The organism is Chelatococcus sp. XZ-Ab1 (assembly GCF_029309855.1).
Taxonomy (GTDB): domain Bacteria; phylum Pseudomonadota; class Alphaproteobacteria; order Rhizobiales; family Beijerinckiaceae; genus Chelatococcus_A; species Chelatococcus_A sambhunathii.
In genome coordinates this window covers 103,494-128,399 of the sequence record NZ_JARKII010000008.1, presented here as the reverse complement: position 1 = coordinate 128,399, position 24,906 = coordinate 103,494, and the positions used below count along the sequence as shown (strand labels likewise).

The window sequence follows — 24,906 nt, the reverse complement described above, 5'->3', positions numbered from 1 at the left end:
CGTCCCCTCACGCCGCAGTCACCACCAGGGCCCTGCAGACGGCACGGCCCCGCCGGCAGTAGCTGTGCGGCGCGCTCGAGTCGAAGTAGACGGCATCGCCCGCCGAAAGAGGCGTCGTTTCGCCGGCCACGGAGAGTTCGAGTTCGCCTTCGAGGATATAGACGAATTCAGCTGAGCCGTGCTGGTGCGGCGCCGATGGCTGCGCGTCGAGCGGGAATTCCGCGTAGAACGATTCCATCCTGCGGTCGGTTGCCGGATAGTCGAGGCTTTCGAACAAGTAGGCCGGAGGCTCGTCACCCGGTGGTGACGGCAGGCGCAGGCGTTCGCTTGCGCGCACCACAGCCACCAGCGGCCGGGGCGTTTCGCGGCTGAAGAAGTGGTCGAGGCCGACGCCGAATACCATTGCGATGCGCAGCAGGGTTGGCAGGGTGGGGAAGAGCTGGCCGCGCTCGATCTTCGAAAGCATCGCGGTGGAGAGCCCGGTATGGGACCCGAGCTGGGCAAGGCCCAGTTTCTTCTTCAGGCGCAAGGTGCGGATGCGCGGGCCGATCTGATAGCGCTGAAGCTCGACCGTCAACGTTTCGGACAGCATGTCCACCTCGATGTTTCTTCTCAATCCGCAGCACGCGATGATATTATCACTGTATGAAAAATCAATTTCACATCACGATAAATTTACAATGACGAAAATCAGTTTTCCCATAAAGTGAATTTGGTCGCGGATAGCGTCGGACAATTCAAGAAAAGGGAGTAGCAGTGATGACCTTCAAGCTCGCCTGCAAGACGGCGGTCGCAGCTGTGACCATCGGCATGGTGCTCGCCGGCTCTCCGGCTCGGGCAGCAGGAGACAAGGACATCGTCGAAACGGCGATGGCGTCCGGTCAGTTCAGCACGCTGGCAACGGCGATCAAGGCGGCCGGGCTGGTCGAGACGCTCAAGGGAGCGGGGCCGTTCACGGTCTTCGCTCCCACCGATGATGCCTTCGGACAGCTGCCGCCGGGAACGGTCGAAAGTCTCCTGAAGCCCGAGAACAAGGAGAAGCTGATCGCGGTGCTGACCTATCACGTCGTGCCAGGCAATGTCGCCTCTGCCGACGTCGTGAAACTCGACAAGGCCACAACCGTGAATGGCAAGATGATCAGCATCACTCAGAAATCCGGAAAGGTCATGATCAACGATGCTGCGGTCACGGCAACAGACATTGCCGCCTCGAATGGCACGATCCACGTCATCGACAAGGTTATCCTCCCGCCGGAATCATGAACTTCGAGAGAATCGTTGCGCCCGCGCTGACGTGGAGTGCCTTGGGCCGGGCGGGCGAGCATCGATGGAGGAGGCAATGAAGATCATCAATTTGACGACGCTCGCCCTCATCATCGTCGGCGGGCTGAACTGGGGCCTCATCGGGCTTTTCGGGCTGGATATGGTGGCAGCCCTGTTCGGCGAGGCATCCGTTCTGTCACGGATTGTCTACACCGTCGTAGGCATTTCTGCCGCCTGGCAGGTCATGCCTCTGTTCTCGGCGATCTCGGCGGGCGAGGTCGTGGCCGAGCGGGGATAGACAGACGATGAAGCCCGGCCGCAGGGCCGGGCCTCTCGCCCTTTATACGGTAGTCAGGCGACATCAAGCAGCCTGCCGAAGAGCCTCGTCAGCGGTCAGCGCGGTGTCGGGCGTGCCCGAGACGATGAGTTCCAGCACCTCCTTCTCGCTCGTGTGGGCGATGTAGCGATCGCCGACGTTCTCGCCGCGCTTCAGCACCATGATGCGATCACCGACCTCGAAGATGTCGGTGAGCCGGTGCGAGATGATGACCTGCGCCACGCCCTGGCGCTTCAGTTCCGCCATCGTTTCCAGCAGCCGCTCCGTCGCCATCACGGAGAGGTTGGCCGTGGGCTCGTCGAAGATGATGACTTTGGGCTCGAAGGAGATGGCACGGGCAATGGCGACGGACTGCTGGCGCCCGCCCGACAGGCTCTCGACCTTCTGGAACACCGAATTGACGTCCACCTTGAGGCGGCCCAGCACCTGTCGTGCCTCCTCATACATCTTCGGTCGGTCAACGAAGAGACCGAAGCGCTTCGGCCAGCGGCCAAGGAAGATGTTCTGTCCGACGTCCATGTTCCCGCACAGGGCGAAGTCCTGGTAGATCATCTCGATGCCACGGTCGCGGCTCTCGTGCGGACTCCGGAAGTGGGTTTCCTCGCCATTGACGAGCACTTCACCCGCATCGCGCTGGTAGGCTCCGGTCATCACCTTCATCAGCGTCGACTTGCCGGCTGAATTGTCGCCGACGAGGCCCAGAATCTCGCCAGGCATGAGGCGGAAGTTGACGTTGTTGAGCGCCTGCACTGCGCCGAAGCGCTTCATGATGCCGCGCATCTCGATGATCGGCGTCGTCATGCGCCTTTGCTCCCTTGATGCAGTCTCAGCTTTTCGGCGGCCGCGAGCTGCCGGCGACGGCGCCACTCGCCGAAGATGTTGTTCTGGCGGAACCAGATGTCCCCGATCACGGCAATCAGCAGGATGAGACCGATGAACACGTTCATCCAGTGCTGCGGCAGCACGAATGAGGCGCCATTGGCGAGGATCACCTGCAGCGACAGCAGCGAGCGGATGAGCGTGATGACGGCAGCCCCCGCGAGCGAGCCGATGATAGTGCCGTAGCCGCCGAAGATGGAGCCACCGCCGATGATCACCGAGGCGATGGCGTCGAGCTCGCGCAGCTGGCCGGCGGACGGGTTGAAGCTGCGGTAGAAGGCGACGTAGATGACGCCGGCCGCCGCGGCGCACAGCCCCGAGAAGACGAGCGACAGGAAGCGCACGCGCTTCGTGTCGATGCCCGCATAGCTCGCCGCTCGCTCGTTGCCGCCTGTCGCATACACCTTCTGGCCGAAGGGCGTCGCCCCGAGGACGATGCCGGCGACAATCGCGACGAGGAGGAGGAACAGCGTCTGCACGCTCACGGCGCGCGTCACCTCCAGCCACAGCCCCGTCTGCGGCGGCATGCCGAAATAGGACAGCACCTCGTAGAGATTGCGGCCGATGAGGTTGAAGCGCTCCGGGAAGCCCGAGAGCTGGCGGCCGGAGACGATCCAGGCTGCAAGTCCGCGGGCGATGTAGAACATGCCGAGCGTGGCGACGAAGGAGGGCAGATTGAAGCGCGTCGTCAGCCAGCCGTTGACGGCGCCGCACAGGGCCCCGGCGGCGAGCGCGAGCGAGATGGCGAGCAGCGGATCGCCCCCCATTTCCTTCATCACATAGGCCGCGACGGCCCCCGACAGGGCCAGCACCGAGCCGACTGACAGGTCGATGTCGCCGTTGGCGATGACATAGGTGAGGCCGAGCGACAGGAGCGCCACCTCGGAGAAGGCGAGCAGCAGGTTGAAGGAATTGTTGAGCGAGCCCCAGAAGTCCGGCCGCAGCCACATGCCGACGAGCCACAGCGCGATGACGAGGACGATGGCCGCCGCATCGCGCCGGTGCAGGAAGGCCCTGAGCCCGCGGGCACCGACGCTGCGCGCGTCGCTCGCCGTGCCAAAGGTCTTGACGCCGACGATGGCCGCGCCGCCGGGATCGAGGCTTGGCGGCGGCTCGGAGCCCGTGAGCCACGCCTTTAGGCGGCCGAAGACATTGCCGCGTACCACCCAGGGCTCGATCAGCACGGCCGCGAGCAGGATAAGGCCAAGGAACGCCGGCACGGCGCCGGGCGGCAGCTGGGCCAGCGCCTGCACCTCCATCTCGACACCGCCCACCGTGATGGTGCGCGTGACGGGAATGCCCTCGCGCAACACCTTGTCGATGAGCACGACGAGGGCCGCGCCGAGGCATGCGCCGATGACACGTCCGCGCCCGCCGGCGATCGCGGCCCCGCCGACGATGACGGCGGCGATGACGATGAGCTCCGCCCCCTGGCCGTATTGCGAGGTGACGCCCTTGTCCTGCGTGACGTTCATCAGCCCGGCGACCGCGGCGCAGAAGGACGAGATCATGAAGCCGCGGATGCGCACGGCCTTGGTCGCGATGCCGGCATATTGCGCCGCCTGTTCGTTGCCGCCCACCGCATAGGTCTCATAGCCGACGCGCGTCTTGGCGAGGACCAAGGCGCCAACGACGGCGAAAACGAGAAAGATGAGGATCTGGTTGTTGAAGCCGAGCGCATTGGTCTCGCCCATGGCGAAAAGCCAGTAGCCCTGCGCCTTGAGGTCGAAGCCGATGGTCTTGCCGCCGGTGAGGCCGAGCACGAGGCCGCGGCCGATGAAGAGCATCGTCAGCGTGGCGATGAACGGCGGCACGCGCAGGATGGCGACGAGCACGCCGTTGACGAGGCCGATGGCGAGGCCGAGCCCGAGGCAGAGGAGGGCGGCGGGCACCGCGTCCAGGCCGTAATGCGTCGGCGAGAAGAAGATCGAGAAGGCGACGGCGGTGAGCCCGAGCGTCGAGCCCACGGACAGGTCGAGGTCGCGGTTGACGATGACGAAGGTCATGCCGACGGCCATCACGCCGTAGCGGGCCGTATCCCGCAGGACCGCCGAGATCGCGTCCGTCGAGCCGAAGAAGGTCGGGTTGAGAAGGACCCCGACGAGATAGAGCAGGGCCATGAAGGCAAGGAGGCCCGCTTCCCAGCCGCCGACGAGCTGCATCGGAAGGTGCTGGGGCGAACGAGGTGTTTCCGGCCGGCCGGCTGTCGCCGCAATTGCCATCCCGATGTTCCTTGTGTCGTCCGTTGCGCGGCTTCGCGCCGCGTCGCCTTGGCCGGCCCGCCGGTGCCGCAGGGGCGCCGGCGGGCAGACGGTTCAGTTCTCGAAACGCTTGCCGACCGTGTCGACGGTCTCCTTGGTCACGAGCTGGGCGCGCGTGTCGAGGTTGGCCGCCGCGATCCCGCGGTCGATCTGCAGGTACAGCTGCGCGACGGGCCAGAAGCCCTGCAGGAACGGCTGCTGGCCCAGCGAGCCGGTGAGCGCGCCGGTGCGGATCTGTTCCTGCTGCTTGGGGCCGAGATCGAAACCGAAGGCGCAGACCTTGTCGTTGAGCTTCAGCTGGCTGATGGCATCGCCCAGGGCCGGCGTCACGAAACCGTTGGCGGCGAAGGCGCCCACCACGTCCTTGCGGCTCTCGATGAGCGTCACCACCGAGCCGACGATATTGTTGGCGTCCACGTCGATGCCGATGTTCTCGGGACCGGCGTCGACCTTGAAGTCCTTCAGCTTGCCGGCGGCGTTGAGGGCTTTGACCGTGGCCTCGAAGGCCGACTTGATGCGGTTGTTCACCTCGACGTTGCCGAGCGTCGTGGTGGAGGGAAAGATGATCGAGCCGCCCTTCACCCCCTTGTCGACGAGGCACTTGACGAGGGCCTCGCCGCCGATGGCGGCCGCCGAGGCGTCCTGCCCCGTGTGCGAAATCTGCGAGCGGTTGAGGAGGTTGGGGTCGTGCGAATTGGTCGTGGCGACGGGGATGCCGCGCTCCATGAGCTTCTTGACGATGTCGTCGTAGGCGCCCGACTGCGGCGTCGTCATGATGACGCCGTCGATGGTCGGATCGTTGATGATCTGGTTGAGGATCTGGATCTCGCGCGGGATGTCGTCGACCGGCGCTTCCGAGCCGAGCATCAGCAGGTTGATGCCGAAGGCGTTGGCCGCCACCTTGGCGCCGACATAGGTCGGGTCGAAGAAGCCGTTGCCAGCCGTGTGGGTGACGATGGCAAAGGTGAGCTTGCCGTCCTTGGAGTTGAAGTCCTTCGTCCCCGGCGCCTCCTTGGCCGCGTCGTCGAAGGAATAGCCGCCCACCGCCCGTTCGAGCGCGCCCGACTGGGCATGCGCTGCAACCGACAGCAGCGATACGCCCGCGGCCAGTGCGGCAGTGGCGAAGCAGCGCGTCATGGTAGCGCGCGTCATCGAAAAGCGCTTCATGGTTTGAACCTCCCCGGTTCGTTCGTTGTCTTCCTGCGCGTCTCCGGCGCGGCGAGCGCCGGAGACGTTGCGGGGCCGGCCGCTGGTTACTTCAGCATCTCCCCGACATTGGCCGGCGTCACGCGGTCGAGGCCCGTAAAGATGAGCTCCTCGACTTTCTCACCCTTCTTGAGTGCCAGCAGCGCATCCATGGATTTCTCGCCCATCTCGAAGGGGCGCTGGCCGACGAGGCCGTTGGCAAAGCCGTCCTTGAGCAGCTCGAGCTGCACCTTCAGCGTGTCGGCGACCACCAGCGTGAACTTGCCGCTCTCCAGGTCCTTCTTGTACTTCGAGGCGAAGCTCCTGAAGCCCTCGGGCGCGAACATTGGCCAGCCACCAACCGGCACGATGGCCGCAAGATCGGGGTTCGCCGTCTTGAGGTCCTGCATCTGCTGCACGGCGAGCGCGATGTCGTCGTTGCAGAACAGGGGCGAACCCGAGATCTCCTCCCACTTCGAGCCCTTCAGCACCTCGCGCACGCCCTCGACGCGCTCGGCGAGGTTCTTGGCCGCCGGACCGCCGGAAATCATGGCGAACTTGCCGCCCTCGGGGCGCATCTGCAGCAGCATCTCGCCGAGCGCGCGGCCGAAGTCCTTGTTGTTGGTGCCGATATAGGCGGTGCGCGCCGAGCCCGGCGCATCGGCATCGAAGGTGATGACGGGAATGCCCGCATCGACCGCCGCCTTGATCGAGCGTGTGGCGGCGGCCACGTCCGAAACCGAGATCGCGAGACCGTCGACCTTCTGGGCGATGAGATCCTGGATGATCTGCGCCTGGCTCGCCGGCTCGTGTTCAACCGGGCCCTTATAGATGCACTCGACGTTGCCGAGCTCCTTGGCGCGTTTGACGCAGCCGTCGCGGGCAAGGTCGAAGAACGGGTTGTTCATCGCCTTGGGAACGACGGCGAAGCGGTAGGTTTGCGCCGTGGCAGGCAGGGTGAGAGCGGCGAGTGCCACCGCCGCCAGAAGCATCTTTCGCATGGGTTTCCTCCTCCTCGGTGATGGGCGCCCCTCGTTGGCGAAGGGTCATGGCCTGTCGTGTCTGTCGCGCTTCAGCTTGTGCTTCTTGGCCCGGCAATCGGGCAGTATCGGGAGCGGGGCAAGGCCCCGCGCCGGATGACGGGTGTTCGCCCCGGCTCGCCGGGGCGCATCCTCAGGCCGCGCGGCCGCTGCGCAGGCGGTCCACGAGCACGGCGAGAATGATGATCATGCCGACGAGCACGATCTGCCAGTAGGCATTGATGCCCGCGAGCACCAGGCCGTTGCGGATGACCTCGATGAGCAGCGCGCCGATGACGGCACCCGCCGGCCCGCCCATGCCGCCGGCGAGGTTCGCCCCGCCGATGACAGCCGCCGCAATGATGGTGAGCTCGTAACCCGTTGCGAGATTGGCCGGTGCAGAGCCGAGCCAGCCCGTCATCAGGATGCCGGCGAAGCCGGCCGAGAGCGAGCACAGCACATAGACCGAGACCTTGACCCGCTCGACCGAGATGCCGGTGAGCGCCGCTGCCTTCTCGTTGCCGCCGAGCGCGAAGACGTGCCGGCCGAAGGCCGTGTGGTGCAGCACGACGCCGAGCATCGCAGCGAGGCCGAGCAGATAGACGACCGCCATCGGCACGCCGAGGATCGTCCCGTCGGTAAAGGCGTAGAAGGCATCGATGTCCGGCCCCGCCGGCGTCTGGCCTCGCCCCTCTGTCACCGCATAGGCGAGGCCGCGCGCGATCGACAGCATGCCGAGCGTGGTCACGAAGGGCGACAGCCCGACGCGCGCCACGAGAAGCCCGTTGGTGAGCCCGACGAGGACGGCGACGCCGAGCCCCGCCGCGATCGCGAGCGTCATGGTGGCGAACGGCACGCTGCCGAGGCCGGTGCCCGCGAGGGCCTGCATCGCCATGGCGCAGGCGATGGCCGACAGCGCCATGACCGAGCCGACCGACAGGTCGATGCCACCGGTGACGATGACGAGCGTCATGCCGAGCGTCACGATGCCGATGAAGGAGAAGTTCTTGGCGACATTGGCAACGTTGCCAGCCGAGAGAAAAGCCGGGCTCATCAGGGCCATGACGATGACGATGGCCAAGAGCGCCGCCGCCACATAGGCGGTCTGGCTGGCGAAGAAACCGCGCTGCCACCAGGCCGCGCGTCCGACATTGGCAAAGTCGCCCGTCTTGATGGCGCCCGCGGACGCAGATGAGGTCTCGCTCGCCATCATGCGGCCTCCTTGGCGCCGGTGATGAGGGCCGTAACTTCCTCGGGGCTGGACTGGGCGATGGCCTTGTCGGCCACCTTGCGGCCGCGCCGTAGCACGACCACCCGGTCGCAGACGCTGAAGACGTCCGGCATGCGGTGGGAGATGAGGATGACGGCGACGCCATGGTCCTTGAGGCGGCGGATGAGGTCCAGCACCTCCGCCACCTGGCGCACGGAGATGGCGGCTGTCGGCTCGTCCATGAGCACGAGCTTGGCGTCCGACAGGCGCGTGCGGGCGATGGCCACCGCCTGGCGCTGGCCGCCCGACATGGCACGCACCACGTCGTTGGCGCGCGTCTCGGACTTCAGTTCCGCAAAGAGCTCGCCCGCCCGCCGGTTCATCGCCCCGTGATCGAGGAAGCTGAAGGGGCCCACGCGGCGCCGGAGCTCGCGGCCCAGGAATACGTTGGCGGCGGCGGTCAGGTTGTCGGCGAGCGCGAGGTCCTGGTAGACGACCTCGATGCCGACGTCGCGCGCATCCACCGGCCGCGTGAAATGAACCGGCTGCCCGTCGAAGGCGATGCTGCCGCTGGTCGGCGCGAAATTGCCGGCGATGATCTTGACGAGCGTGGACTTGCCCGCGCCGTTGTCCCCCATCAGGCCGACGGCTTCGCCCGGCTCGATGGCAAGATCGACGTCGCCCAGCGCCCGGATGGCGCCAAACTCCTTGCCCACTCCCCTCAGTTCGAGAAGCGCCAAATGTCATTCCTCCCCTGGTCTTGGCCGGTCCACGGATGATCCGGCAGGCCGCTCTTCATGGCGGCTCCCTGGGGCTGACGATGCCCAATCGGATGACGGTGCGCAACTCATTTTTGCGGTGCACCTCAAAAATTCTGAGGTGCGCATGTCATTATCGTTGAACATTCGTCGCATGGCGCTAGTGTGCGGGCATCGAAAGGTGGCGGCCGCGGCTCGCGTGGGGCGCGCAGCCGCTTCCAGGCGCTCGGCTCAGGGAGACATGGTCATGGGGGCGATCTATCCGGATCTTGCCGGCAAGGTGGTGCTGGTCACCGGCGGCGGCTCAGGCATCGGCGAGGCGATCGTGCGCCGTTTCGCGCAGCAGAAGGCGAAGGTCGGCTTCATCGACATCAAGGGCGACGAATCGCGCGCCCTTGTCGCCGAACTCGCGCGCTCGGGCGCGCAGGTGCATTTCGAGGAGGCGGACCTGACCGACATCGCCGCCCTGCGCGCGGCCGTCGCGCGCATCCGTGCCGCGCTCGGTCCCGTGGCCGTGCTCGTCAACAACGCGGCGCACGATGAGCGCCATCCGACGGAGGAGGTCACGCCGGAATACTGGGACGATCGTATCGCCGTGAATCTCAAGCATCAGTTCTTCGCCGCCCAGGCTGTGCTGCCGGACATGAAGGCAGCCGGCGGCGGCGTCATCATCAACTTCGGCTCGGTGTCCTGGATGGTCGGGCAGGGCGGCATGGCGGCCTATACCGCGGCCAAGTCCGCCGTGCTCGGCCTCACGCGCTCCCTCGCGCGCGACTACGGGCCGGACAACATCCGCGTGAACGCGATCGCGCCGGGCTGGATCATGACGCAGCGGCAGATCGAGAAGTGGCTGACCCCTGCGGGGGAGGCCGAGCTCATGCAGCGCCAGTGCCTGAAGCGCAAGCTGGTGCCCGACGACGTTGCCCGCGTCGCCGTCTTCTTCGCCTCCGAGGAGGCCTCCGCCTGCACCAACCAGCATTACGTGGTCGACGGCGGCTGGGTGTGAGGGTGGCGGGCAGTCGGCAATAGGCGGTGGGGCAATAGGCAATAGGCAATAGGCGGTAGGGCGGCAAGGCGCCAGCCACGGGCCGTCGAACCGGGAGCCCGCATGCGGTCCGCCTCAACCTCGTTTCCCGGGCGCATGCAGCGAAGCGGAATGCGACCCGGGAACCAGCACAAGAACTTGCCGAAGGCACCGTATCAAGGTGCTCGCGCGGTGCCCCTGGCGGTCCTGTTCCATCGCGTTTTCGGGCTTAACGCCGGTTGGCGCGCTTGCATCCACCCCTCCGGCCCGCTCGGGAGATTCGCCCGAAGGCGTGATTCCCCGGCCCGGGTCTCTTCCTCGCCAAAGCGCGCTGAGCGCAGGTTGCCGGGCATTGCGGGCAGGCCCTGGCTCGTTCCGCCGGCTCACGAGCGCCCCCAAAGGGGCGCCGCCCCCGCGCTCCTCAAGTCGTTAAAATTGTGTAAACAGAACGACTTGCAGGGCGGAGTCAAAGAAAGTGGCGTTTCTGCAACAGCGCCTCGAAAACGCCACAACCGGGCTTGGTTTAGGTTGATCCAAAAGAGGCTGTCGGACATGTTGGCTCTGCGTTCGGGGGCGACCCGGCCGCAGATTCGAGCCTGGCGCTATGCTCAGCCGCAATGCCGAGGATGACGGCAGGCTCGACAGGTTGGGGGACAAGGGGACTTTCCAAGGAGCGGCGTTGCCGGCTGAGGAAAAAGAACCGCTCCCGAAGGGTCTCGAAACTTTGGAGGTCACTATGAAGCTCGCCAAGAGCCTTCTCCTCGGATCGGTTGCCGGCCTCGCCGCTGCCGCCGGGGCTCAGGCTGCCGATCTTCCCATGAAGAAGGCTGCGCCTGTCGAGTACGTTCGTGTTTGCTCGGTGCACGGCGCCGGCTTCTTCTATATCCCGGGCTCGGACACCTGCATCAAGATCGGTGGTCGTGTCCGCGCTGAGTATCGCTACCTCGAGCCGCTTTGGTCGCTGCCGGGCAACGGCCGTAACTCGGATGCCACCGGCACGCGCGCTCTTGGCCGCATCAATGTCGATGCCCGTACGGCGACGGAGTGGGGCACGCTGCGTGCGTTCATCCAGGTCGACGTGAACGCCTTTACCGGCAACTACAACTCGACTGGTCGTAACGGTGCTGGCCCGGCCGCTGAGGTGACCTCGGTCACGCTCGACAAGGCCTACATCCAGTGGGCTGGCATCACCGCTGGTCGCATCAGCTCGTTCTTCGACTTCTATGCCTCGGCCGTCAACTTCGGCTCGGGCTATATGGGCTCGCTCGGCTCGGACGACGGCTCGGTCAACACCCTCGCCTACACGGCGACCTTCGGCAACGGCTTCTCGGCGACCCTCGCCCTTGAGGATCGTAGCTCGCTTGTGCAGCCGCTCTTCGGCGGCGCGCTCGCCGGTCAGCGTACTCCGAGTGTCGTCGCCAACCTGCGCGTCGATCAGGGGTGGGGTTCTGCCCAGCTGTCCGGTGCCGTTCAGCAGCTGAACACGACGGCGCTTGACGCTCTCGGTACCCGCATCGACTCCGAGTATGGCTACGCCATTCAGGCTGGTCTGAAGTTCAACCTGCCGATGCTCGCCGCCGGTGATGCCCTGTGGCTGCAGGCGGCTTATGCTGACGGCGCGCTTGGGCGCCTTGGTCTGACGGGTTCGCCCTCGTTCGCCGCTGTCACGGGCTTCGCGCCGGTTGTCGATGGTGCCGTTATCAACGGCGGCATCAAGCGGACCAAGGGCTGGGGCGTCACCGGTGCGTTCCTGCACTACTGGACGCCGTCGATCCGCCAGGCCGTGTTCGGCAACTTCACGTCGGTTGACTATTCCGGTCAGGCGTTCACCACCTACGGCCTCAACGATTTCAAGATCTGGACCGTCGGCACGAACCTGATCTGGTCGCCGGTCAAGGCCTTCGATATTGGCGTCGAGGTTCTCTACCAAAAGGTTGACCCGCGCGGCACCGTGATCCTCACGAATGGCGCTGGCGACATCGTCGCTACGGCGGGCTCCGAGGACGTCTGGGAAGCTCGTATCCGCTTCCAGCGCGACTTCTGATCTCATCCCGCAAGGGTGATATCGAGACCCCGGCGCGTCAGCGCCGGGGTTTTTCTTTTGGGATCACGCCGGCTGGGAATCGGCCTGTCGGGCGGCAGCGTCAGCTCCGGATGGAGCGCATGATGCAAGTGGCGCGTGCGCCCGGGCTGCACAGGATGCGCGCAGGTCTTATCCCATTCCTTATGCAGTCTGCCCGCTTAGTGTTCATTTTCTTTATTCCGCATTTATTTGATGTTGTTGCCATGCAACAACGTCCCTGAATCCTTGTCTTTGGTCGCCGATCTCTGCGTTTTAACTTGAGCTTCCCGCTGCCGTCGTCAGACTGTCATCCATGGGCGCCGGTTATCGGTCAGGCGGCTCGGATCATGGAGAGGACGAATGCGTGTCGTATCGCAGCTGTTGTTGGGCGGCGTCGCAGGCCTTGCTCTTGCGGGCGGCGCCAAGGCCGCCGACCTGCCGATGACCAAGGCGGCGCCCGTCGAATACGTGCGCGTCTGCTCGCTGCACGGGGCCGGCTTCTTCTACATCCCGGGGTCCGACACCTGCATCAAGATCGGCGGCCGCGTCCGCGCCGAATACCGCTACCTCGAGCCGCTGTGGAACACGCCGGGTGATGGCCGCGAGAATGACGCCACCGGCTTCCGCGCCGTTGGCCGCCTCAATGTCGATGCGCGCACGGCGACCGATTGGGGGACGCTCCGGGCCTTCGTCCAGGTCGACGTCTTCGCCGACACGGGCGTCTACAATGCACAGCCCGGTCCCGCCGGCGACAGCACGGATGTCGTCCTCGACAAGGCCTACATCCAGTGGGCCGGCATCACGGCTGGTCGTGCCACCTCGTTCTTCGACTTCTACGCCAACGATCTCAACTTCGGCGCCGGCGCCCTCGGCAGCCTTGGCTCCGACCTGACGGTCAACCTCCTCGCCTATACCGCCACCTTCGGCAATGGTTTCTCGGCCACCATCGCGCTGGAGGACCGCAGCGCCCATACGCTCAACGGCGTGACCTATGCCCAGGCCGGCCAGCGCATGCCCGACGTTGTCGCCAACCTGCGCCTCGATCAGGACTGGGGCTCGGCTCAGCTCGCGGGTGCGCTGCACCAGCTCAACTCGGTCGATATCGGCGCCGGCCTCGGTGGCGTCGGCTTCGGCTCGGGACCCCTCGGCAGCCGTGTCGGTACCGAATACGGCTACGCCATCCAGGCCGGCGTGCAGGTCAACCTGCCGATGCTCGCGCCCGGCGACACGCTGTGGCTGCAGGCGGCCTATGCCGACGGCGCCATCTCCTATCTCGGCGTCTATGACGACTTCAACATCGGCCCGGTCTCCGGCCTCGTCAGCGAGGGCGTCATCGTCAACGGCGATATCAAGAAGACCAGGGGCTGGGGCGCCACGGCCGCCTTGCTGCACTACTGGACGCCGTCCATCCGCCAGGCGTTGTTCGGCAACTACACGTCGCTCGACTATTCGGCGGCGACCCTGCAGCAGGATTTCAAGGTCTGGACTGTCGGCAGCAACGTGATCTGGTCACCCGTCTCGGCCTTCGACATCGGCCTCGAGGTCATCTACCAGAAGCTCGACGTCGACCGCGACCTTGCCGCGCCGGTCATCGTCAAGCGCTCCGAAGACATCTGGGAGGCACGCCTGCGGCTGCAGCGCGAGTTCTGATCGTCCATCGACAGGCTGATCCGAAGCCCTCGCAGGCCGCTGCGAGGGCTTCTGTTTTCCGATACCGGTCCGCAGTCTCAGCCCAGATGGCGTATGAAGGAGAGGATGGGCCGCCTGACGTCCTTGTGGCTCGTCAGCGGTGCATGGCCCTGGGCCGGGATCTCGACCGCCTCCAGACGCTCGTGCGCGGCGCGCATGCGTGCCAGCGTGTCGGGGGACAGGATGTCCGAATTGGCGCCGCGCAAGGCCAACACCGGCACCCCGGCGAGGCCGCCGAACAGGGGCCACAGCTCGGGCAGCTTCGATTCGAGGTCGAGCGCCTCCAGCGTCTTGAGGAGCGCCGGGTCGTAATCGGGCAGGAGGCGTCCGTCGGCGTCCTGCCGCCAGGTCGCCGCCGCCATCTCGTGCCATTCCGCATAGGTCAGCTCCGGGAACTGCGCATCCTGCAGGCGCCGCAGGATGTCGACGGCCTCCTCGATGGTGCGCGGGCTCGGTAGCTTGCCGATATAGCCGCGGATGCGCATGAGCCCGCGCGCCTCGATGACCGGGCCGATGTCGTTGAGCACGGCGGCGGCGATGGCGGCGGGGCGGGCGGCGGCCATGGCCATGGTGATGAGGCCGCCGCGCGAGGTACCGATGAAGATCGCGCGCTCCACGCCGAGGGCGGCGAGCGCCTGCATGAGATCGTCGAGCTCCACGCGCACGTCGTAGTTGCGCCAGTTGCGGTCGCGCTCGGAGGCGCCGCGCCCGCGATAGTCCACCGCGAGCACCCGGCGCGGGCGCTTTTCGTCGGCGACCAGGTCGAGCGCAAGCGCATGGAAATCCGCCGCCGTCCGGGCGAGCCCCGGCAGGCAGACCACGGGCAGGGCCCGGGCGGGGGCAGTCGGTATATAGTCGCGCACGTGCAGGCGCAGGCCGTCGCGCGCGGTCACGAAACGGCTCTCGTAGGGGTCGGTTCCGGCGTGCAAGGCGGCAGTCCGTGAAGATCGGCGGGGATCGGGCCGGCGCTTGGTCGGCTACCCGCAAGCTGGTCTAGTTGGCGCCGCGGCGCAAGTCCTCGTCGATCAGGAGGGCCGTGCGGCCGTCCACGCGCTCGCGGTAGACCTGCAGGTTTTCCATCACCCGCTGCACGTAGTTGCGCGTCTCGTTAAAGGGGATGCGCTCCACCCAGTCCACCGGGTCGACGCCCGGGCTGCGCGGGTCGCCATAGGCCGCGATCCAGCGGCGCACGTTGCCGGGCCCGGCGTTGTAGGCGGCGAAGGTCAGGATGTACGAGCCGCGCCAGTAGCCGACGAGCTCGCCGAGATGGGCGGTGCCGAGCGTGGCGTTGTAGGCAGGGTCCGCCGTCAGCCGGTTGAGGTCGAAGGCGAGGCCGGCGCGCTTCGCCGTCTCGCGCGCCGTCGCCGGCATGAGCTGCATCAGGCCGCGCGCGCCGGCGGGCGAGATGGCGCCTGGCTCGAATGCGCTCTCCTGCCGGGCGATGGCGAGCACCATGGCGCGCTCGACGGCGCCGGCGTCGTCCACCGGCGGCACCCCGTCGGTCGGGAAGGCCTCGGCGTGGAGGAGGTGCCCCGCATGGAGCGCCCGCTTGCCGACGAGGAGGCGTCCGCGCGTGTCGTTTGCCTCGGCGGCGAGCTCCGCAAGAAGGGCGAAGGCCTCCGCATCGCGCGCCGTGCGCGCGGCCTGGGCCAGCAGCGGCACGCTGAGGCTCGCGTCGCCGAGGCGATAGGCGAGGCGCAGGGCGCCAACGAGCGGCTCGGCCTCCGCGCGGGCCCGGGCGGCGGGGTCGGGCAGGGCCTCCGCCCGTGCCGGCACTTCGGCCGCACCGAGCCTGTGTCGCGCCAGCTGGCCGTAATAGGCGGTGCCGTGCCGCGCCGCCTCCTGGTAGAAGCGCCGCGCCTCCTCGCCTCGCCCGGCCGCCTCGGCGGCGCGGGCGCGCCAGTAGGCGACGCGGGAGACGGAGATGGGCAGGGTGGCGGCGGGCGCCGCCTCGGCGAAATGCGCCGCCGCGCGCTCCGGCTCGTTGAGGAAGCGCAGGGCGATGAAGCCGGCGAAGAAGGCATTCTCGATCTTTGCCGTCTCGCTCTCGGCCTCGTTGATGCGCGCTACCGCATAGGCAGTGTGCGCATCCCCGGCATCGAGCAGGCCACGGGCGAGAATGCGCCGCTCCAGCGCCCAGCTGTCGCCGTCGGCGAGCGCGGCGACGACGCGCGGGGCATCCTCAAGCGCCTCGGCCGCCTCGTGAAGCTTGTCCTGCCGGCGCAGCATGCGAGCCCGCGCGAAGACATAGGCCGGCGTGCTGCGCAGGGCGGCGGGCACGGCGTCGAGCAGCTTGCCGGCGCTCGCCGGGTTCTTCATGGCGGCGCCGAAAGCCTTGAGCAGTGCCTCGTGACCGGGGCCCAGCGCCTTGGCCTCGGGCAGGGCCTCGACGAGTCGTTCGGCGAACAAGAGGCGCTCGAGCCGCCGCTCGTGGTCGGAGCGCAGCAATTCGGAGCCGAAGCGGGCATTGATCCGCTTCTCCAGGGCGTCGCTCATCGCCTCGCGGCGCCAGACCCGCCGGGCGATCTCAGCGGCGTCGCTGTCGTGGCCCTCGGCGGCCAGCATCTCGGCGAGGGCGATCTGCCCTTCGGGGCTTACGGGCTCGCGGGTCGCGAAGAAGCCGCGCACGACGCGGGCGGGCTTCGCCTCTTCGAGCAGGGCCTGTTCCGCCCTCTTCTGCAGACCCTCCTCGCCCGGCCAGCCGGGATGCCGGTTGAGGAAGGTGTTGATCCGCTCGAAGGGCACCGCGCTGGCATTGTGGCGCAGTGCCACCCATTCGGCGAGCGAGCGCGCGGCTGGCGTTTCGAGGGAGCGGGCCAGCGCATCGCCGTCGCTGATGCGGCCGGCGCGATAGAGCTTGATGGTCTCGTCGAGCGTCAGCAGCGGCGAAGGAGCGGGGCTTTGCGCCGCCTCGTTCTCGGGTCGGGCAGGGGGAGCAGGCAGGGAGACGGAGGTGGCCGTGCTTTCCGGGCGCGGCGGCGGCAGCACGGCCGCACCGCTCGGCCGCTGCATGGCTGCAGTGAGGACGACGGCGCCGACGAGCCCGAGCGCCGTGCTCGCGGCGACAAAACGTGTGAACGGCTTCATCGCGCCCTCGTCGCGAAGATGACGGCCTCGATCACGCAGGTATGGATTTTCCCAGCCCTCCGTGAAGGAAATGCTAACGTTGTTCGGACGCTGAAACGGAATGGCGCCCCTTTGCCTCCATCTCAATGAGCGGTATGACTGCGGCAGACGTATGGCCGTCCGACCATGCGCCATTCCCGCAAGGACAACGAACGCAGCTGCGTTTTGGAGCGACAGTAATGACGACGCATCGCCTCTTCACCGGTTCACTGACCGCGCTCGTGACGCCGTTCAGGGACGGGAAACTGGATGAGGCGGCCTTCCGCGGGCATGTCGCGTGGCAGATCGAGAACGGTACGCACGGCCTCGTGCCTGTAGGCACGACGGGCGAGAGCCCGACGCTGACGCACGACGAGCACAAGCAGGTGGTGGCGTGGTGCATCGCGGAGGCGGGGGGCAGGGTGCCCGTCGTCGCCGGGGCGGGCTCTAACAACACGGCCGAGGCCATCGACCTCGCGCGTCACGCGGAGGACGCCGGCGCCGACGGACTGCTCGTCGTCACGCCCTACTACAACAAGCCAACCCAGGAAGGGCTATATCAGCACTTCAAGGCGATCAACGATGCCGTCGGCATCCCGATCCTCATCTACAACATTCCCGGCCGCTCGGTGATCGACATGAGTGTCGACACCATGAAGCGCCTCTCGGAGCTGAAGAACATCACCGGCGTCAAGGACGCGACGGCCAATGTGGCGCGCGTCAGCCTGCAGCGCGAAGCGATGGGGCCGGAGTTCAACCAGCTCTCGGGAGAGGATGCGACGGCGCTCGGCTTCATGGCGCACGGTGGCCACGGCTGCATCTCGGTGACGGCGAATGTCGCACCGAAGCTGTGCTCGGAATTCCAGGAGGCGTGCCTCAGAGGCGACTACAAGGCGGCCCTCGCCATCCAGGACCGGCTGATGCCGTTGCACACGGCGCTCTTCGTCGAGACCAATCCGTCGCCGGCGAAATATGGCCTGTCCATCCTCGGCCGCATGAGCGAGGAGACACGACTGCCGCTCGTGCCGGTGACGGAAGCCACGAGGCGCCAGATGCGTGCCGCCATGGTGCACGCCGGCTTGATCAACGCTTGAGAAATGACCATGTCCGCCGCGGCGGCGAGAGCCGCTGCGGCGAACGGGGATGGGTGACGTGTCAGCGAAGAACAGCAAGACGCCCGGGCCGCGCGTGGTGGCGGACAACCGCAAGGCGCGGTTCAACTACGAGATCCTCGAGAACATCGAGGCCGGCATCGCGCTGACGGGCACGGAGGTGAAGTCGCTGCGCGAGGGCAAGGCTACGATCGGCGAGGCCTATGCCGGGCCATCGGGCAACGAGTTCTTCCTGTTCAACGCCTACATCCCGGAATATCTGCAGGCCAACCGTTTCAATCACGAGACGCGGCGCCCGCGCCGGCTGCTGCTGCACCGACGCCAGATCAACAAGCTGCTCGGCGCCACCCAACGCGAGGGCTTCACGGTCATTCCGCTGCGCGTCTATTTCAACGAGCGTGGCCGCGCCAAGGTGGAGCTTGGCCTCGCCCGCGGCAAGAAGCTGCACGACAAGCGCGAGACCGAGAAGCAGCGCACCTGGGAGCGCGAGAAGGCGCGCGTGCTGCGCGAGCGCGGCTGAGGTCCGGTCAGCGGCGGGGGAGGAGCCTTTGACGAAGCATATCTCGTTCGACCATTGCGTGATCCACGTGTCCGACTGGTCGGCGTCGCGCAAGTTCTATTGCGACGTGCTCGGCGCCGAGGCGGTGCCGGTGCGCAACGGCTTCGCCTTTCGTTTCGGCGCCATGCAGCTCAATTGCCACGGCCCCGGCCAGCTCGGCGAGCCGCGGGCGCGCCTGCCGGTGATGCCGGGCAACAGCGACCTGTGCTTCGAATGGCACGGCACGATCGAGGAGGCGCTTGCCCATCTCGCCGCCCATCACGTCCCTGTCGAACTCGGCCCGGTGGAGCGCTTCGGCGCGCGCGGCCACGGCACCAGCGTTTATTTCCGCGACCCCGACGGCTCGCTGCTCGAGTTCATCGCCTACGGCTGAGGCGCGCCGTCAGGCCTGTGCCGGCAGCGGCTCCTCCGCATCCATCTCCTTGAGCCGCCGGTCGGCGTAATGCCGCGCGAGCACCGCGCAGGCCATCAGCTGGATCTGGTGGAAGAGCATCAGCGGCAGCAGGATGGTTCCCGTGTCCTGCCCGGCGAAGATGACGTTCGCCATGGGCACGCCGCTCGCGAGGCTCTTCTTGGAGCCGCAGAAGACGATGGTGATCTCGTCCTCGCGGCTGAAGCCGAGGAGCCGCGCGGACGCGGTCGTGACGGCGAGCACGAGGGCGAGGAGCACCACGTCGACCCCTACCATGACCGCAAGGTCGAGCGCCGAGAGCTTGTGCCACAGCCCATCCACCACCGCGTGGCTGAAGGCAATGTAGACGACGAGCAGAATGGAGCCGCGGTCGACGAGGCCGAGGATGCGGCCGTTCTCGATCACCCACTTGCCGATCCTGGGCTGCAGGACCTGCCCGACGACGAAGGGCAGGAGCAGCTGGACGAGGATGCTGCCGACGGCCTCCAGCGACGGCCCGCTGCCGCGCGCGCTGAACAGCAGCCCGACGAGCAGCGGCGTCAGGAACATGCCGAGGATGTTGGAGGCGGAGGCCGAGCAGACGGCCGCCGAGACGTTGCCGTGCGCGATCGAGGTGAAGGCGATCGACGACTGGATCGTCGACGGCAGGACGCACAGGAAAAGGATGCCCGCATAGAGCGCCGGGCTGAGCAGCGTCGGCACGAGGAGACCGGCTGCCAGGCCGAGAAGCGGGAAGAGCACGAAGGTGGCCGCGAATACCATGAGATGGAGCCGCCAGTGCGTGAACCCAGCGACAACGGTCGCCCGCGACAGGCGGGCGCCCTGCAGGAAGAAGACGAGCGCGATGGCAATGTCGGTGGCGATGCTAAACGGCTCCACCAGCGCCCCGCGCACCGGCAGGACGCTCGACAGCGCGACGATGCCAAGGAGCGCGAGAAGAAACCTGTCCGCCAGGAGCCGCAACATGATGCCACCTCGGTTGAGAGCCTCGGGGCACATCTAGCCTCCGGCTGGATTATTTGGAATTGTGTTGATGTGGATATCAGTCATCGCGAAACGAGATAGCCATGTACGATCCCGTGCTCCTGCGCACCTTCGCGGCCGTCGCCGAGGCGCGCAGCTTCACCGGCGCCGGGCGTCTTCTCGCCATCGGCCAGTCCACGGTGAGCCAGCACGTGCGCAGGCTCGAGGAGGCAGTCGGCCGGCGCCTCGTCGCGCGCGATACCCATTCCGTGACGCTGACGCCGGATGGTGAGGCGATGCTGGGCTTCGCGCGCAACATCCTGGAGATGAACCGCCGTGTCGAGCGCTATTTCGAGGGGGCGGAACTGCGCGGCAAGCTGCGCTTCGGCGCCTCGGAGGATTTCGTCCTGTCGCGCCTCGCCGAGGTGCTCGGCGATTTTGCCCGGCGCAATCCTTCCGTCGATCTCGAAATCACGGTGGCGCTCAGCGGCATTCTCAACGAGATGCTGCAGGCGGGCGATCTCGACCTCGTGCTCGCCAAGCGGCGCATCGGCCAGGAGCAGGGCACGCTCGTGCGCCGCGAGGCGCTGGTCTGGGCCGCGGCCAATCCGGCCCTGGTGGTGCCGGACCGGCCGGTGCCGCTCATCGCCTTCCCGCCGCCCAGCATCACGCGCGCGGTGGCCATCGAGGCCCTGGAACGGGCCAATGTGCCGTGGCGGATCGTCTGCACCTCCGGTAGTCTGAGCGGCCTGCGCGCGGCGGCCGTGGCCGGTCTCGGCGTCCTGGTGCAGCCGCGCAGCATGCTGCCCGCCGGGCTCGTGGAGCTGCGCGCCGGGCGTCATCTGCCGGGGCTGGAGGAAGTGGAGTTCGTCCTTGCCGCTGCCGGCCGGGAGTTCACGGGGCCGGCACGGGAACTCGCGGCGGACATCCTCGCCGGCAACGCCCGCCTGTCCATGTGAGGCGCCTCACCGGGCGTCGAGATAGGCCTTCATGTCGGTGAAGACGGCACGGAACATGTCGCGCGTGAGGCGGCCGGTGTTCGTGTTGTAGCGCGAGCAGTGATAGCTGTCGAAGAGGCGGACGCGGCCGATGTCGTGGGCCGCCTGATGCGCGAAGGGCACCTTGCCGGGCGAGGCGCCGAGCGCGCGCACCGTGCTCTCGTGGGCGATGCGGCCGAGCGCCAAGATCGCCCTGAGTTCCGGCAACGAGGCGATGGTGGCCGCCAGATAGCTGCGGCAGGTCTTGATCTCGGGGGCGGTCGGCTTGTTCTCCGGCGGCACGCAGCGCACGGCGTTCGTCAGCAGCGCTCCCTTGAGCTGCAGGCCGTCGTCCGGCCGCGCAGCGAAGACGCCGGACGAGAAGCCGAAGTCCGACAGCGTCTCGTAGAGGAGATCGCCCGCATAATCGCCGGTGAACGGTCGGCCGGTGCGGTTGGCCCCCCGCAGGCCGGGTGCAAGGCCCACGACGAGGAGGCGCGCACCCATGTCGCCGAACGAGGGAACGGGGGCATTGTGCCAGAGCGGCTCACGCGCGCGCCATTCGTCGCGGAAGGCGACGAGCCGGGGGCATTGCGGGCAGTCGGACGAAGGCTCGATCATGCCGGGAGAGGTATCAGCCCTCGCTGCTGCCGTCATCCCTCTCCGGCGGCGGCGTCTGGCGGATGCCATAGCGCCGCTCGAGGCCGCGACCGCGCGGGCTGTCCTCGAAGCCGCCGTGCTGCATGCGCTGCATACGCTCGGCCGGGTCGCGGCCGATGCGCGGCTCGAGCTGCATGATCTCGATGAACTCGTCGGCCTGGCGGCGCAGCTCATCCGCGATCATCGGCGGCTGGGTCGAGATGGTGGAAACCACCGACACGCGCACGCCGCGCCGCTGCATAGCCTCGACGAGCGAGCGGAAGTCGCCATCACCGGAGAACAGCACCATCTCGTCGATAAAGGGCGCAAGCTCAAGCGCATCGATGGCGAGCTCGATGTCCATGTTGCCCTTGACCTTGCGGCGACCGGAGGAATCCACGAACTCCTTCGTCGGTTTTGTCACCACACGGTAGCCGTTGTAATCTAGCCAGTCGATCAGCGGCCGAATCGAGGAATACTCCTGGTCCTCGATCATTGCTGTATAATAGAAAGCTCTAACCAAACGCCCCCGGTCCTGAAATTCCTTCAAGAGCCGTTTGTAGTCTATGTCAAATCCAAGTGTCTTTGTTGTTGCGTAAAGATTGGCGCCGTCGATAAATAGTGCGATACGCTGCTTGCTGCTCATGGATTGTACTCGGGGGTCTTTTGGTTTCTGATGGGGCGCTGGCGTTTCTGTTCTACGTCTCGATTCGTGCGTCCGCGGCGCGTGATGGAAGGATCGACGCCTTTGGAGTTTCTGCGACCCCATTCGGCTTATCCAGCATTTCTGGGCAAGGTAGAGTGATTAAACGTAAGGGCATCGTAAATATTATTCTGTTATTTCTACCATTCCGCGCTTGTTGGTCAACAAAGGGCGGCTCTTTCCGGCGCCGCACCGTAACAATGCCCTGCCTTGTCGCGTCCGGCTCGCCGGCGCGGGCAGGCTTTATGGAGATCCTCGTTCACTCCTGCCGAGCGCCGCTACTGCGATTTCCGGTAACTTCGGGCACACTCCCCTGAGGAACCGGCCAGCCGTCAGCCGTAGATTTGAACTTGTCTATCTGTACTAGACGAGTTGCGGGGGCTTGTCATGCGCTGCGTGCCACACCGCATGCAGAATTTTCAGCCCGTGACGCGAGTTACCTTGCTCACCACCCGCTTTGCGCGAAGTTCGCTGATGATGGCGTTGAGGTGTTTCAGGTCCCAGACGGACACGTCGATTGTCAGATCGGTGAAATCCGGTGTCCTGCGGCGCATGATGACATTGTCGATATTGCCGTCGTGCTCGGCGATCACCTGTGCCACGGTGGCGAGCGTGCCCGGTTCGTTGATGGAGTTGAGCGCGATCCGGGCCGGAAAGCGCTGCCGGTTGCCGTCTTCCACCGCCCAGCGCACGTCGAGCCAGCGGTCGGGCGCATCCTCGAAGGCGGCGAGGGAGGGCGACTGGATGGGATAGATCGTGATGCCCTCGCCCGGCGTCAGGATGCCGACGATGCGGTCGCCCGGCACGGCACCGCCCTCCGGCGCAAAGCGCACCGGCAGGTCGCCGTTGAGGCCGCGGATGGGGATGGCGCAACTCGGGCCTTCCTCCCCGCCGGTGCCGGGAACCTTGAAGCGCAGGTTGTCGCCGCCCTTGATGTCGAACCAGCCGACGCCGTTGGTGCTATCGCTGCTGGGCCTCCTGTCCTCGCGGTATTCCGGGTAGATGGCCTGCACCACATCGCCCGAGAACATCTCGCCGCGTCCGACCGCCGCGAGCACGTCGTCGATCGATTGCCGCGCGAGCCGTGGCAACGCCGCCTTCAGCTTGTCGTCGGAGAAGGCCTTGCCGGCGCGCTCGAAGGCTCGCTCCAGGATCTGGCGGCCGAGGCCCGCATATTGCCGCCGCACGGCGCTGCGTGTGGCGCGGCGGATGGCGGCGCGTGCCTTGCCGGTGACGACGAGCGATTCCCAGGCGGCCGGCGGCACCTGTCCCTCCGCGCGGACGATCTCGACCTCGTCGCCGTTCTGCAATTCCGACAGGAGCGGCGCGATTCGGCCGTTGATCTTCGCGCCGACCGCCGTATTGCCGACGTCCGTATGCACGGCATAGGCGAAGTCGATGGGCGTTGCGCCGCGAGGCAGGGCGATGAGCCGCCCCTTGGGCGTGAAGCAGAAGACCTGATCGTGGAAGAGTTCGAGCTTGGTATGTTCGAGGAATTCCTCAGGGCTGTCGCCTTCGGCCAGGAGATCGACGGTGCGCCGCAGCCACTGATAGGCTCGGCTTTCGTTCATCAGCGTGCCGCCGGCGCCGGTACGCCCGTCCTTGTAGAGCGCGTGGGCCGCGATGCCGTATTCGGCGATCTCGTGCATCTCTGCGGTGCGGATCTGCAGTTCGACGCGCTGGTGCCCCGGCCCGATCACCGTCGTGTGGATGGAGCGGTAGTCGTTCTGCTTCGGCGTCGAGATGTAGTCCTTGTAGCGTCCGGGTACCATCGGCCAGGTGGTGTGCACCACGCCGAGCGCCCTGTAGCAGTCATCGATGCTGTCGACGAGGACGCGGAAGCCGAAGATGTCCGAGAGTTGCTCGAAGGCAACGGACTTGCGCTCCATCTTGCGCCAGATGGAATAGGGCCGCTTGCGCCGGCCCGTGACTTTCGCCGCGATGCCCCGCTCGGCGAGCCGGGTTGCCAGATCCCTCTCGATGGTATCGATCAGCGGGCCGTTGCGCTGGGCCACTTCCTCGAGCCGGCGCGTGATCGTCTCGTAGGCTTCCGGCTTCAGATAGCGGAAGGAGAGATCCTCCAGTTCGTCGCGCATCTCCTGGATGCCCATGCGCCCGGCGAGCGGCGCATAGATCTCCAGCGTCTCCTCGGCGACGCGCAGACGCTTCTCGGGGGCGACGTAATGCAGGGTACGCATGTTGTGCAGTCGGTCAGCCAGCTTGACGAGCAGCACGCGCACGTCTGCGGCGATAGCCAGCAGGAGCTTGCGGAAGTTCTCGCCCTGCTTGGCCTTCTTCGACACGAAGTCGAGCTTCTTGATCTTGGTGAGCCCCTCCACCAGCGCGCCGATCTCCTGACCGAACATATGGTCGATCTCTTCGCGCGTGGCGTCTGTATCCTCGATCGTGTCGTGCAGCACGGCGGCGACGATGGTTGAATCGTCGAGCCTCAGGTCCGTCAGGATGGCCGCAACCTCGAGGGGATGGGAGAAGAACAGATCGCCCGAAGCGCGCTTCTGCTGGCCGTGCGCCCGCATGGCATAGACATAGGCCCGGTCGAGCAGGGCCTCGTCCGCATCCGGATGATAACGCTTCACACGCTCGACGAGCTCGTACTGCCGCATCATGGGCCGGTGACCGGGATAAGTTCTCGATTTTTCAAAAAATATCATGAAGATAGGCCGGCCGCGCAAGGGCTGGCGCCGCGCCTCCGGCGCCGCAGCATGCGTCCGCCAACGAAAAAAGCCCG

Annotated in this window: 22 protein-coding genes; 9 read left to right on the top strand and 13 right to left on the bottom strand. The window is 66.6% G+C overall.

From position 1 onward, the window contains the following. Nucleotides 1-7: 7 nt before the first annotated feature. A complete protein-coding gene (locus tag P2T65_RS13505; RefSeq protein WP_063185861.1) occupies nt 8-592 on the bottom strand; it encodes a cupin domain-containing protein in 585 nt (194 codons plus the stop codon). A gap of 167 nt (nt 593-759) precedes the next feature. Between P2T65_RS13505 and P2T65_RS13500 the strand changes: the two genes are divergently transcribed. Further along, entirely contained in the window at nt 760-1,263 is a 504-nt protein-coding gene (locus P2T65_RS13500; RefSeq protein ID WP_055460040.1) for a fasciclin domain-containing protein, read from the top strand. 76 nt (nt 1,264-1,339) lie between these two features. Beyond that, nucleotides 1,340-1,561: a DUF378 domain-containing protein gene (locus tag P2T65_RS13495; RefSeq protein WP_055460039.1), complete on the top strand. Its 222-nt coding sequence runs from the start codon at nt 1,340-1,342 to the stop codon at nt 1,559-1,561. A 63-nt stretch (nt 1,562-1,624) separates the two neighbouring features. Here the strand turns inward: P2T65_RS13495 and P2T65_RS13490 are convergent, their stop codons facing one another. The 6 genes from P2T65_RS13490 to P2T65_RS13465 form a co-directional block, all read right to left on the bottom strand. Beyond that, complete coding sequence (locus P2T65_RS13490; RefSeq protein WP_055460038.1) at nt 1,625-2,401, bottom strand: ATP-binding cassette domain-containing protein; 777 nt, start codon at nt 2,399-2,401, stop codon at nt 1,625-1,627. After that, nucleotides 2,398-4,641: an ABC transporter permease gene (locus P2T65_RS13485; RefSeq protein WP_276199951.1), complete on the bottom strand. Its 2,244-nt coding sequence runs from the start codon at nt 4,639-4,641 to the stop codon at nt 2,398-2,400. Before P2T65_RS13485 ends, P2T65_RS13490 begins: the two co-directional genes overlap by 4 nt. A gap of 153 nt (nt 4,642-4,794) precedes the next feature. Beyond that, complete coding sequence (locus tag P2T65_RS13480) at nt 4,795-5,907, bottom strand: substrate-binding domain-containing protein (protein ID WP_245280564.1); 1,113 nt, start codon at nt 5,905-5,907, stop codon at nt 4,795-4,797. A gap of 86 nt (nt 5,908-5,993) precedes the next feature. Beyond that, complete coding sequence (locus P2T65_RS13475; protein WP_055460036.1) at nt 5,994-6,926, bottom strand: sugar-binding protein; 933 nt, start codon at nt 6,924-6,926, stop codon at nt 5,994-5,996. A 172-nt stretch (nt 6,927-7,098) separates the two neighbouring features. Further along, nucleotides 7,099-8,154 (bottom strand): ABC transporter permease, encoded by a 1,056-nt coding sequence (locus tag P2T65_RS13470; RefSeq protein ID WP_276200036.1) that lies wholly within the window; start codon nt 8,152-8,154, stop codon nt 7,099-7,101. Continuing rightward, nucleotides 8,154-8,894 carry an ATP-binding cassette domain-containing protein gene (locus tag P2T65_RS13465; protein ID WP_055460034.1) on the bottom strand — a complete coding sequence of 247 codons (741 nt, stop codon included), beginning with the start codon at nt 8,892-8,894 and terminating at the stop codon, nt 8,154-8,156. The genes P2T65_RS13470 and P2T65_RS13465 overlap by 1 nt, the downstream gene beginning before the upstream one ends. A gap of 265 nt (nt 8,895-9,159) precedes the next feature. Between P2T65_RS13465 and P2T65_RS13460 the strand changes: the two genes are divergently transcribed. The 3 genes from P2T65_RS13460 (at nt 9,160) to P2T65_RS13450 (ending at nt 13,648) form a co-directional block, all read left to right on the top strand. Continuing rightward, entirely contained in the window at nt 9,160-9,918 is a 759-nt protein-coding gene (locus P2T65_RS13460; RefSeq protein WP_055460033.1) for an SDR family oxidoreductase, read from the top strand. A 754-nt stretch (nt 9,919-10,672) separates the two neighbouring features. Further along, a complete protein-coding gene (locus tag P2T65_RS13455; protein WP_055460032.1) occupies nt 10,673-11,980 on the top strand; it encodes a porin in 1,308 nt (435 codons plus the stop codon). Between the two features lie 378 nt (nt 11,981-12,358). Beyond that, nucleotides 12,359-13,648, top strand: coding sequence for a porin (locus tag P2T65_RS13450; protein WP_276199950.1), 1,290 nt, complete (start codon nt 12,359-12,361; stop codon nt 13,646-13,648). A 77-nt stretch (nt 13,649-13,725) separates the two neighbouring features. Here the strand turns inward: P2T65_RS13450 and P2T65_RS13445 are convergent, their stop codons facing one another. Continuing rightward, nucleotides 13,726-14,616 carry an alpha/beta hydrolase gene (locus P2T65_RS13445; RefSeq protein WP_055460030.1) on the bottom strand — a complete coding sequence of 297 codons (891 nt, stop codon included), beginning with the start codon at nt 14,614-14,616 and terminating at the stop codon, nt 13,726-13,728. A 64-nt stretch (nt 14,617-14,680) separates the two neighbouring features. Then, nucleotides 14,681-16,774, bottom strand: a complete 2,094-nt coding sequence (locus P2T65_RS13440) for a lytic transglycosylase domain-containing protein (protein ID WP_071923633.1) — start codon at nt 16,772-16,774, stop codon at nt 14,681-14,683. 218 nt (nt 16,775-16,992) lie between these two features. On the opposite strand from P2T65_RS13440, the gene dapA reads away from it, so the two are divergent. The 3 genes from dapA to P2T65_RS13425 are packed head-to-tail and all read left to right on the top strand — an operon-like array spanning nt 16,993 to nt 18,836. Next, nucleotides 16,993-17,886, top strand: coding sequence for a 4-hydroxy-tetrahydrodipicolinate synthase (gene dapA / locus P2T65_RS13435; RefSeq protein ID WP_063185875.1), 894 nt, complete (start codon nt 16,993-16,995; stop codon nt 17,884-17,886). 49 nt (nt 17,887-17,935) lie between these two features. After that, nucleotides 17,936-18,424, top strand: coding sequence for an SsrA-binding protein SmpB (gene smpB / locus P2T65_RS13430; protein ID WP_055460027.1), 489 nt, complete (start codon nt 17,936-17,938; stop codon nt 18,422-18,424). 28 nt (nt 18,425-18,452) lie between these two features. Continuing rightward, on the top strand, nt 18,453-18,836 hold the full coding sequence (locus P2T65_RS13425; RefSeq protein ID WP_055460026.1) for a VOC family protein: 384 nt from the start codon (nt 18,453-18,455) through the stop codon (nt 18,834-18,836). Between the two features lie 9 nt (nt 18,837-18,845). Here the strand turns inward: P2T65_RS13425 and P2T65_RS13420 are convergent, their stop codons facing one another. Next, nucleotides 18,846-19,841, bottom strand: coding sequence for a bile acid:sodium symporter family protein (locus P2T65_RS13420; RefSeq protein ID WP_276199949.1), 996 nt, complete (start codon nt 19,839-19,841; stop codon nt 18,846-18,848). A gap of 101 nt (nt 19,842-19,942) precedes the next feature. On the opposite strand from P2T65_RS13420, the gene P2T65_RS13415 reads away from it, so the two are divergent. Further along, nucleotides 19,943-20,797, top strand: coding sequence for a LysR substrate-binding domain-containing protein (locus P2T65_RS13415; protein WP_063185877.1), 855 nt, complete (start codon nt 19,943-19,945; stop codon nt 20,795-20,797). 6 nt (nt 20,798-20,803) lie between these two features. Here P2T65_RS13415 and P2T65_RS13410 read toward each other — a convergent pair whose 3' ends face one another. The 3 genes from P2T65_RS13410 to P2T65_RS13400 all read right to left on the bottom strand — a co-directional run bounded on the left by P2T65_RS13410 (nt 20,804) and on the right by P2T65_RS13400 (nt 24,784). Next, entirely contained in the window at nt 20,804-21,472 is a 669-nt protein-coding gene (locus P2T65_RS13410) for a uracil-DNA glycosylase (RefSeq protein WP_055460024.1), read from the bottom strand. After that, nucleotides 21,450-22,100 (bottom strand): NYN domain-containing protein, encoded by a 651-nt coding sequence (locus tag P2T65_RS13405; RefSeq protein ID WP_055460023.1) that lies wholly within the window; start codon nt 22,098-22,100, stop codon nt 21,450-21,452. Before P2T65_RS13405 ends, P2T65_RS13410 begins: the two co-directional genes overlap by 23 nt. Before the next feature lie 476 nt (nt 22,101-22,576). Further along, complete coding sequence (locus tag P2T65_RS13400; RefSeq protein ID WP_055460022.1) at nt 22,577-24,784, bottom strand: bifunctional (p)ppGpp synthetase/guanosine-3',5'-bis(diphosphate) 3'-pyrophosphohydrolase; 2,208 nt, start codon at nt 24,782-24,784, stop codon at nt 22,577-22,579. Between the last annotated feature and the right edge of the window lie 122 nt (nt 24,785-24,906).

What these genes read in the sequence shown, in the direction of transcription:
- P2T65_RS13505 (WP_063185861.1), bottom strand. Translation starts at nt 592, where the DNA reads ATGCTGTCCGAAACGTTGACGGTCGAGCTTCAGCGCTATCAGATCGGC.
- P2T65_RS13500 (WP_055460040.1), top strand. Translation starts at nt 760, where the DNA reads ATGACCTTCAAGCTCGCCTGCAAGACGGCGGTCGCAGCTGTGACCATC.
- P2T65_RS13495 (WP_055460039.1), top strand. Translation starts at nt 1,340, where the DNA reads ATGAAGATCATCAATTTGACGACGCTCGCCCTCATCATCGTCGGCGGG.
- P2T65_RS13490 (WP_055460038.1), bottom strand. Translation starts at nt 2,401, where the DNA reads ATGACGACGCCGATCATCGAGATGCGCGGCATCATGAAGCGCTTCGGC.
- P2T65_RS13485 (WP_276199951.1), bottom strand. Translation starts at nt 4,641, where the DNA reads ATGCAGCTCGTCGGCGGCTGGGAAGCGGGCCTCCTTGCCTTCATGGCC.
- P2T65_RS13480 (WP_245280564.1), bottom strand. Translation starts at nt 5,907, where the DNA reads ATGAAGCGCTTTTCGATGACGCGCGCTACCATGACGCGCTGCTTCGCC.
- P2T65_RS13475 (WP_055460036.1), bottom strand. Translation starts at nt 6,926, where the DNA reads ATGCGAAAGATGCTTCTGGCGGCGGTGGCACTCGCCGCTCTCACCCTG.
- P2T65_RS13470 (WP_276200036.1), bottom strand. Translation starts at nt 8,154, where the DNA reads ATGGCGAGCGAGACCTCATCTGCGTCCGCGGGCGCCATCAAGACGGGC.
- P2T65_RS13460 (WP_055460033.1), top strand. Translation starts at nt 9,160, where the DNA reads ATGGGGGCGATCTATCCGGATCTTGCCGGCAAGGTGGTGCTGGTCACC.
- P2T65_RS13455 (WP_055460032.1), top strand. Translation starts at nt 10,673, where the DNA reads ATGAAGCTCGCCAAGAGCCTTCTCCTCGGATCGGTTGCCGGCCTCGCC.
- P2T65_RS13450 (WP_276199950.1), top strand. Translation starts at nt 12,359, where the DNA reads ATGCGTGTCGTATCGCAGCTGTTGTTGGGCGGCGTCGCAGGCCTTGCT.
- P2T65_RS13440 (WP_071923633.1), bottom strand. Translation starts at nt 16,774, where the DNA reads ATGAAGCCGTTCACACGTTTTGTCGCCGCGAGCACGGCGCTCGGGCTC.
- dapA (WP_063185875.1), top strand. Translation starts at nt 16,993, where the DNA reads ATGACGACGCATCGCCTCTTCACCGGTTCACTGACCGCGCTCGTGACG.
- smpB (WP_055460027.1), top strand. Translation starts at nt 17,936, where the DNA reads ATGGGTGACGTGTCAGCGAAGAACAGCAAGACGCCCGGGCCGCGCGTG.
- P2T65_RS13420 (WP_276199949.1), bottom strand. Translation starts at nt 19,841, where the DNA reads ATGTTGCGGCTCCTGGCGGACAGGTTTCTTCTCGCGCTCCTTGGCATC.
- P2T65_RS13415 (WP_063185877.1), top strand. Translation starts at nt 19,943, where the DNA reads ATGTACGATCCCGTGCTCCTGCGCACCTTCGCGGCCGTCGCCGAGGCG.
- P2T65_RS13410 (WP_055460024.1), bottom strand. Translation starts at nt 21,472, where the DNA reads ATGACGGCAGCAGCGAGGGCTGATACCTCTCCCGGCATGATCGAGCCT.
- P2T65_RS13405 (WP_055460023.1), bottom strand. Translation starts at nt 22,100, where the DNA reads ATGAGCAGCAAGCAGCGTATCGCACTATTTATCGACGGCGCCAATCTT.
- P2T65_RS13400 (WP_055460022.1), bottom strand. Translation starts at nt 24,784, where the DNA reads ATGATGCGGCAGTACGAGCTCGTCGAGCGTGTGAAGCGTTATCATCCG.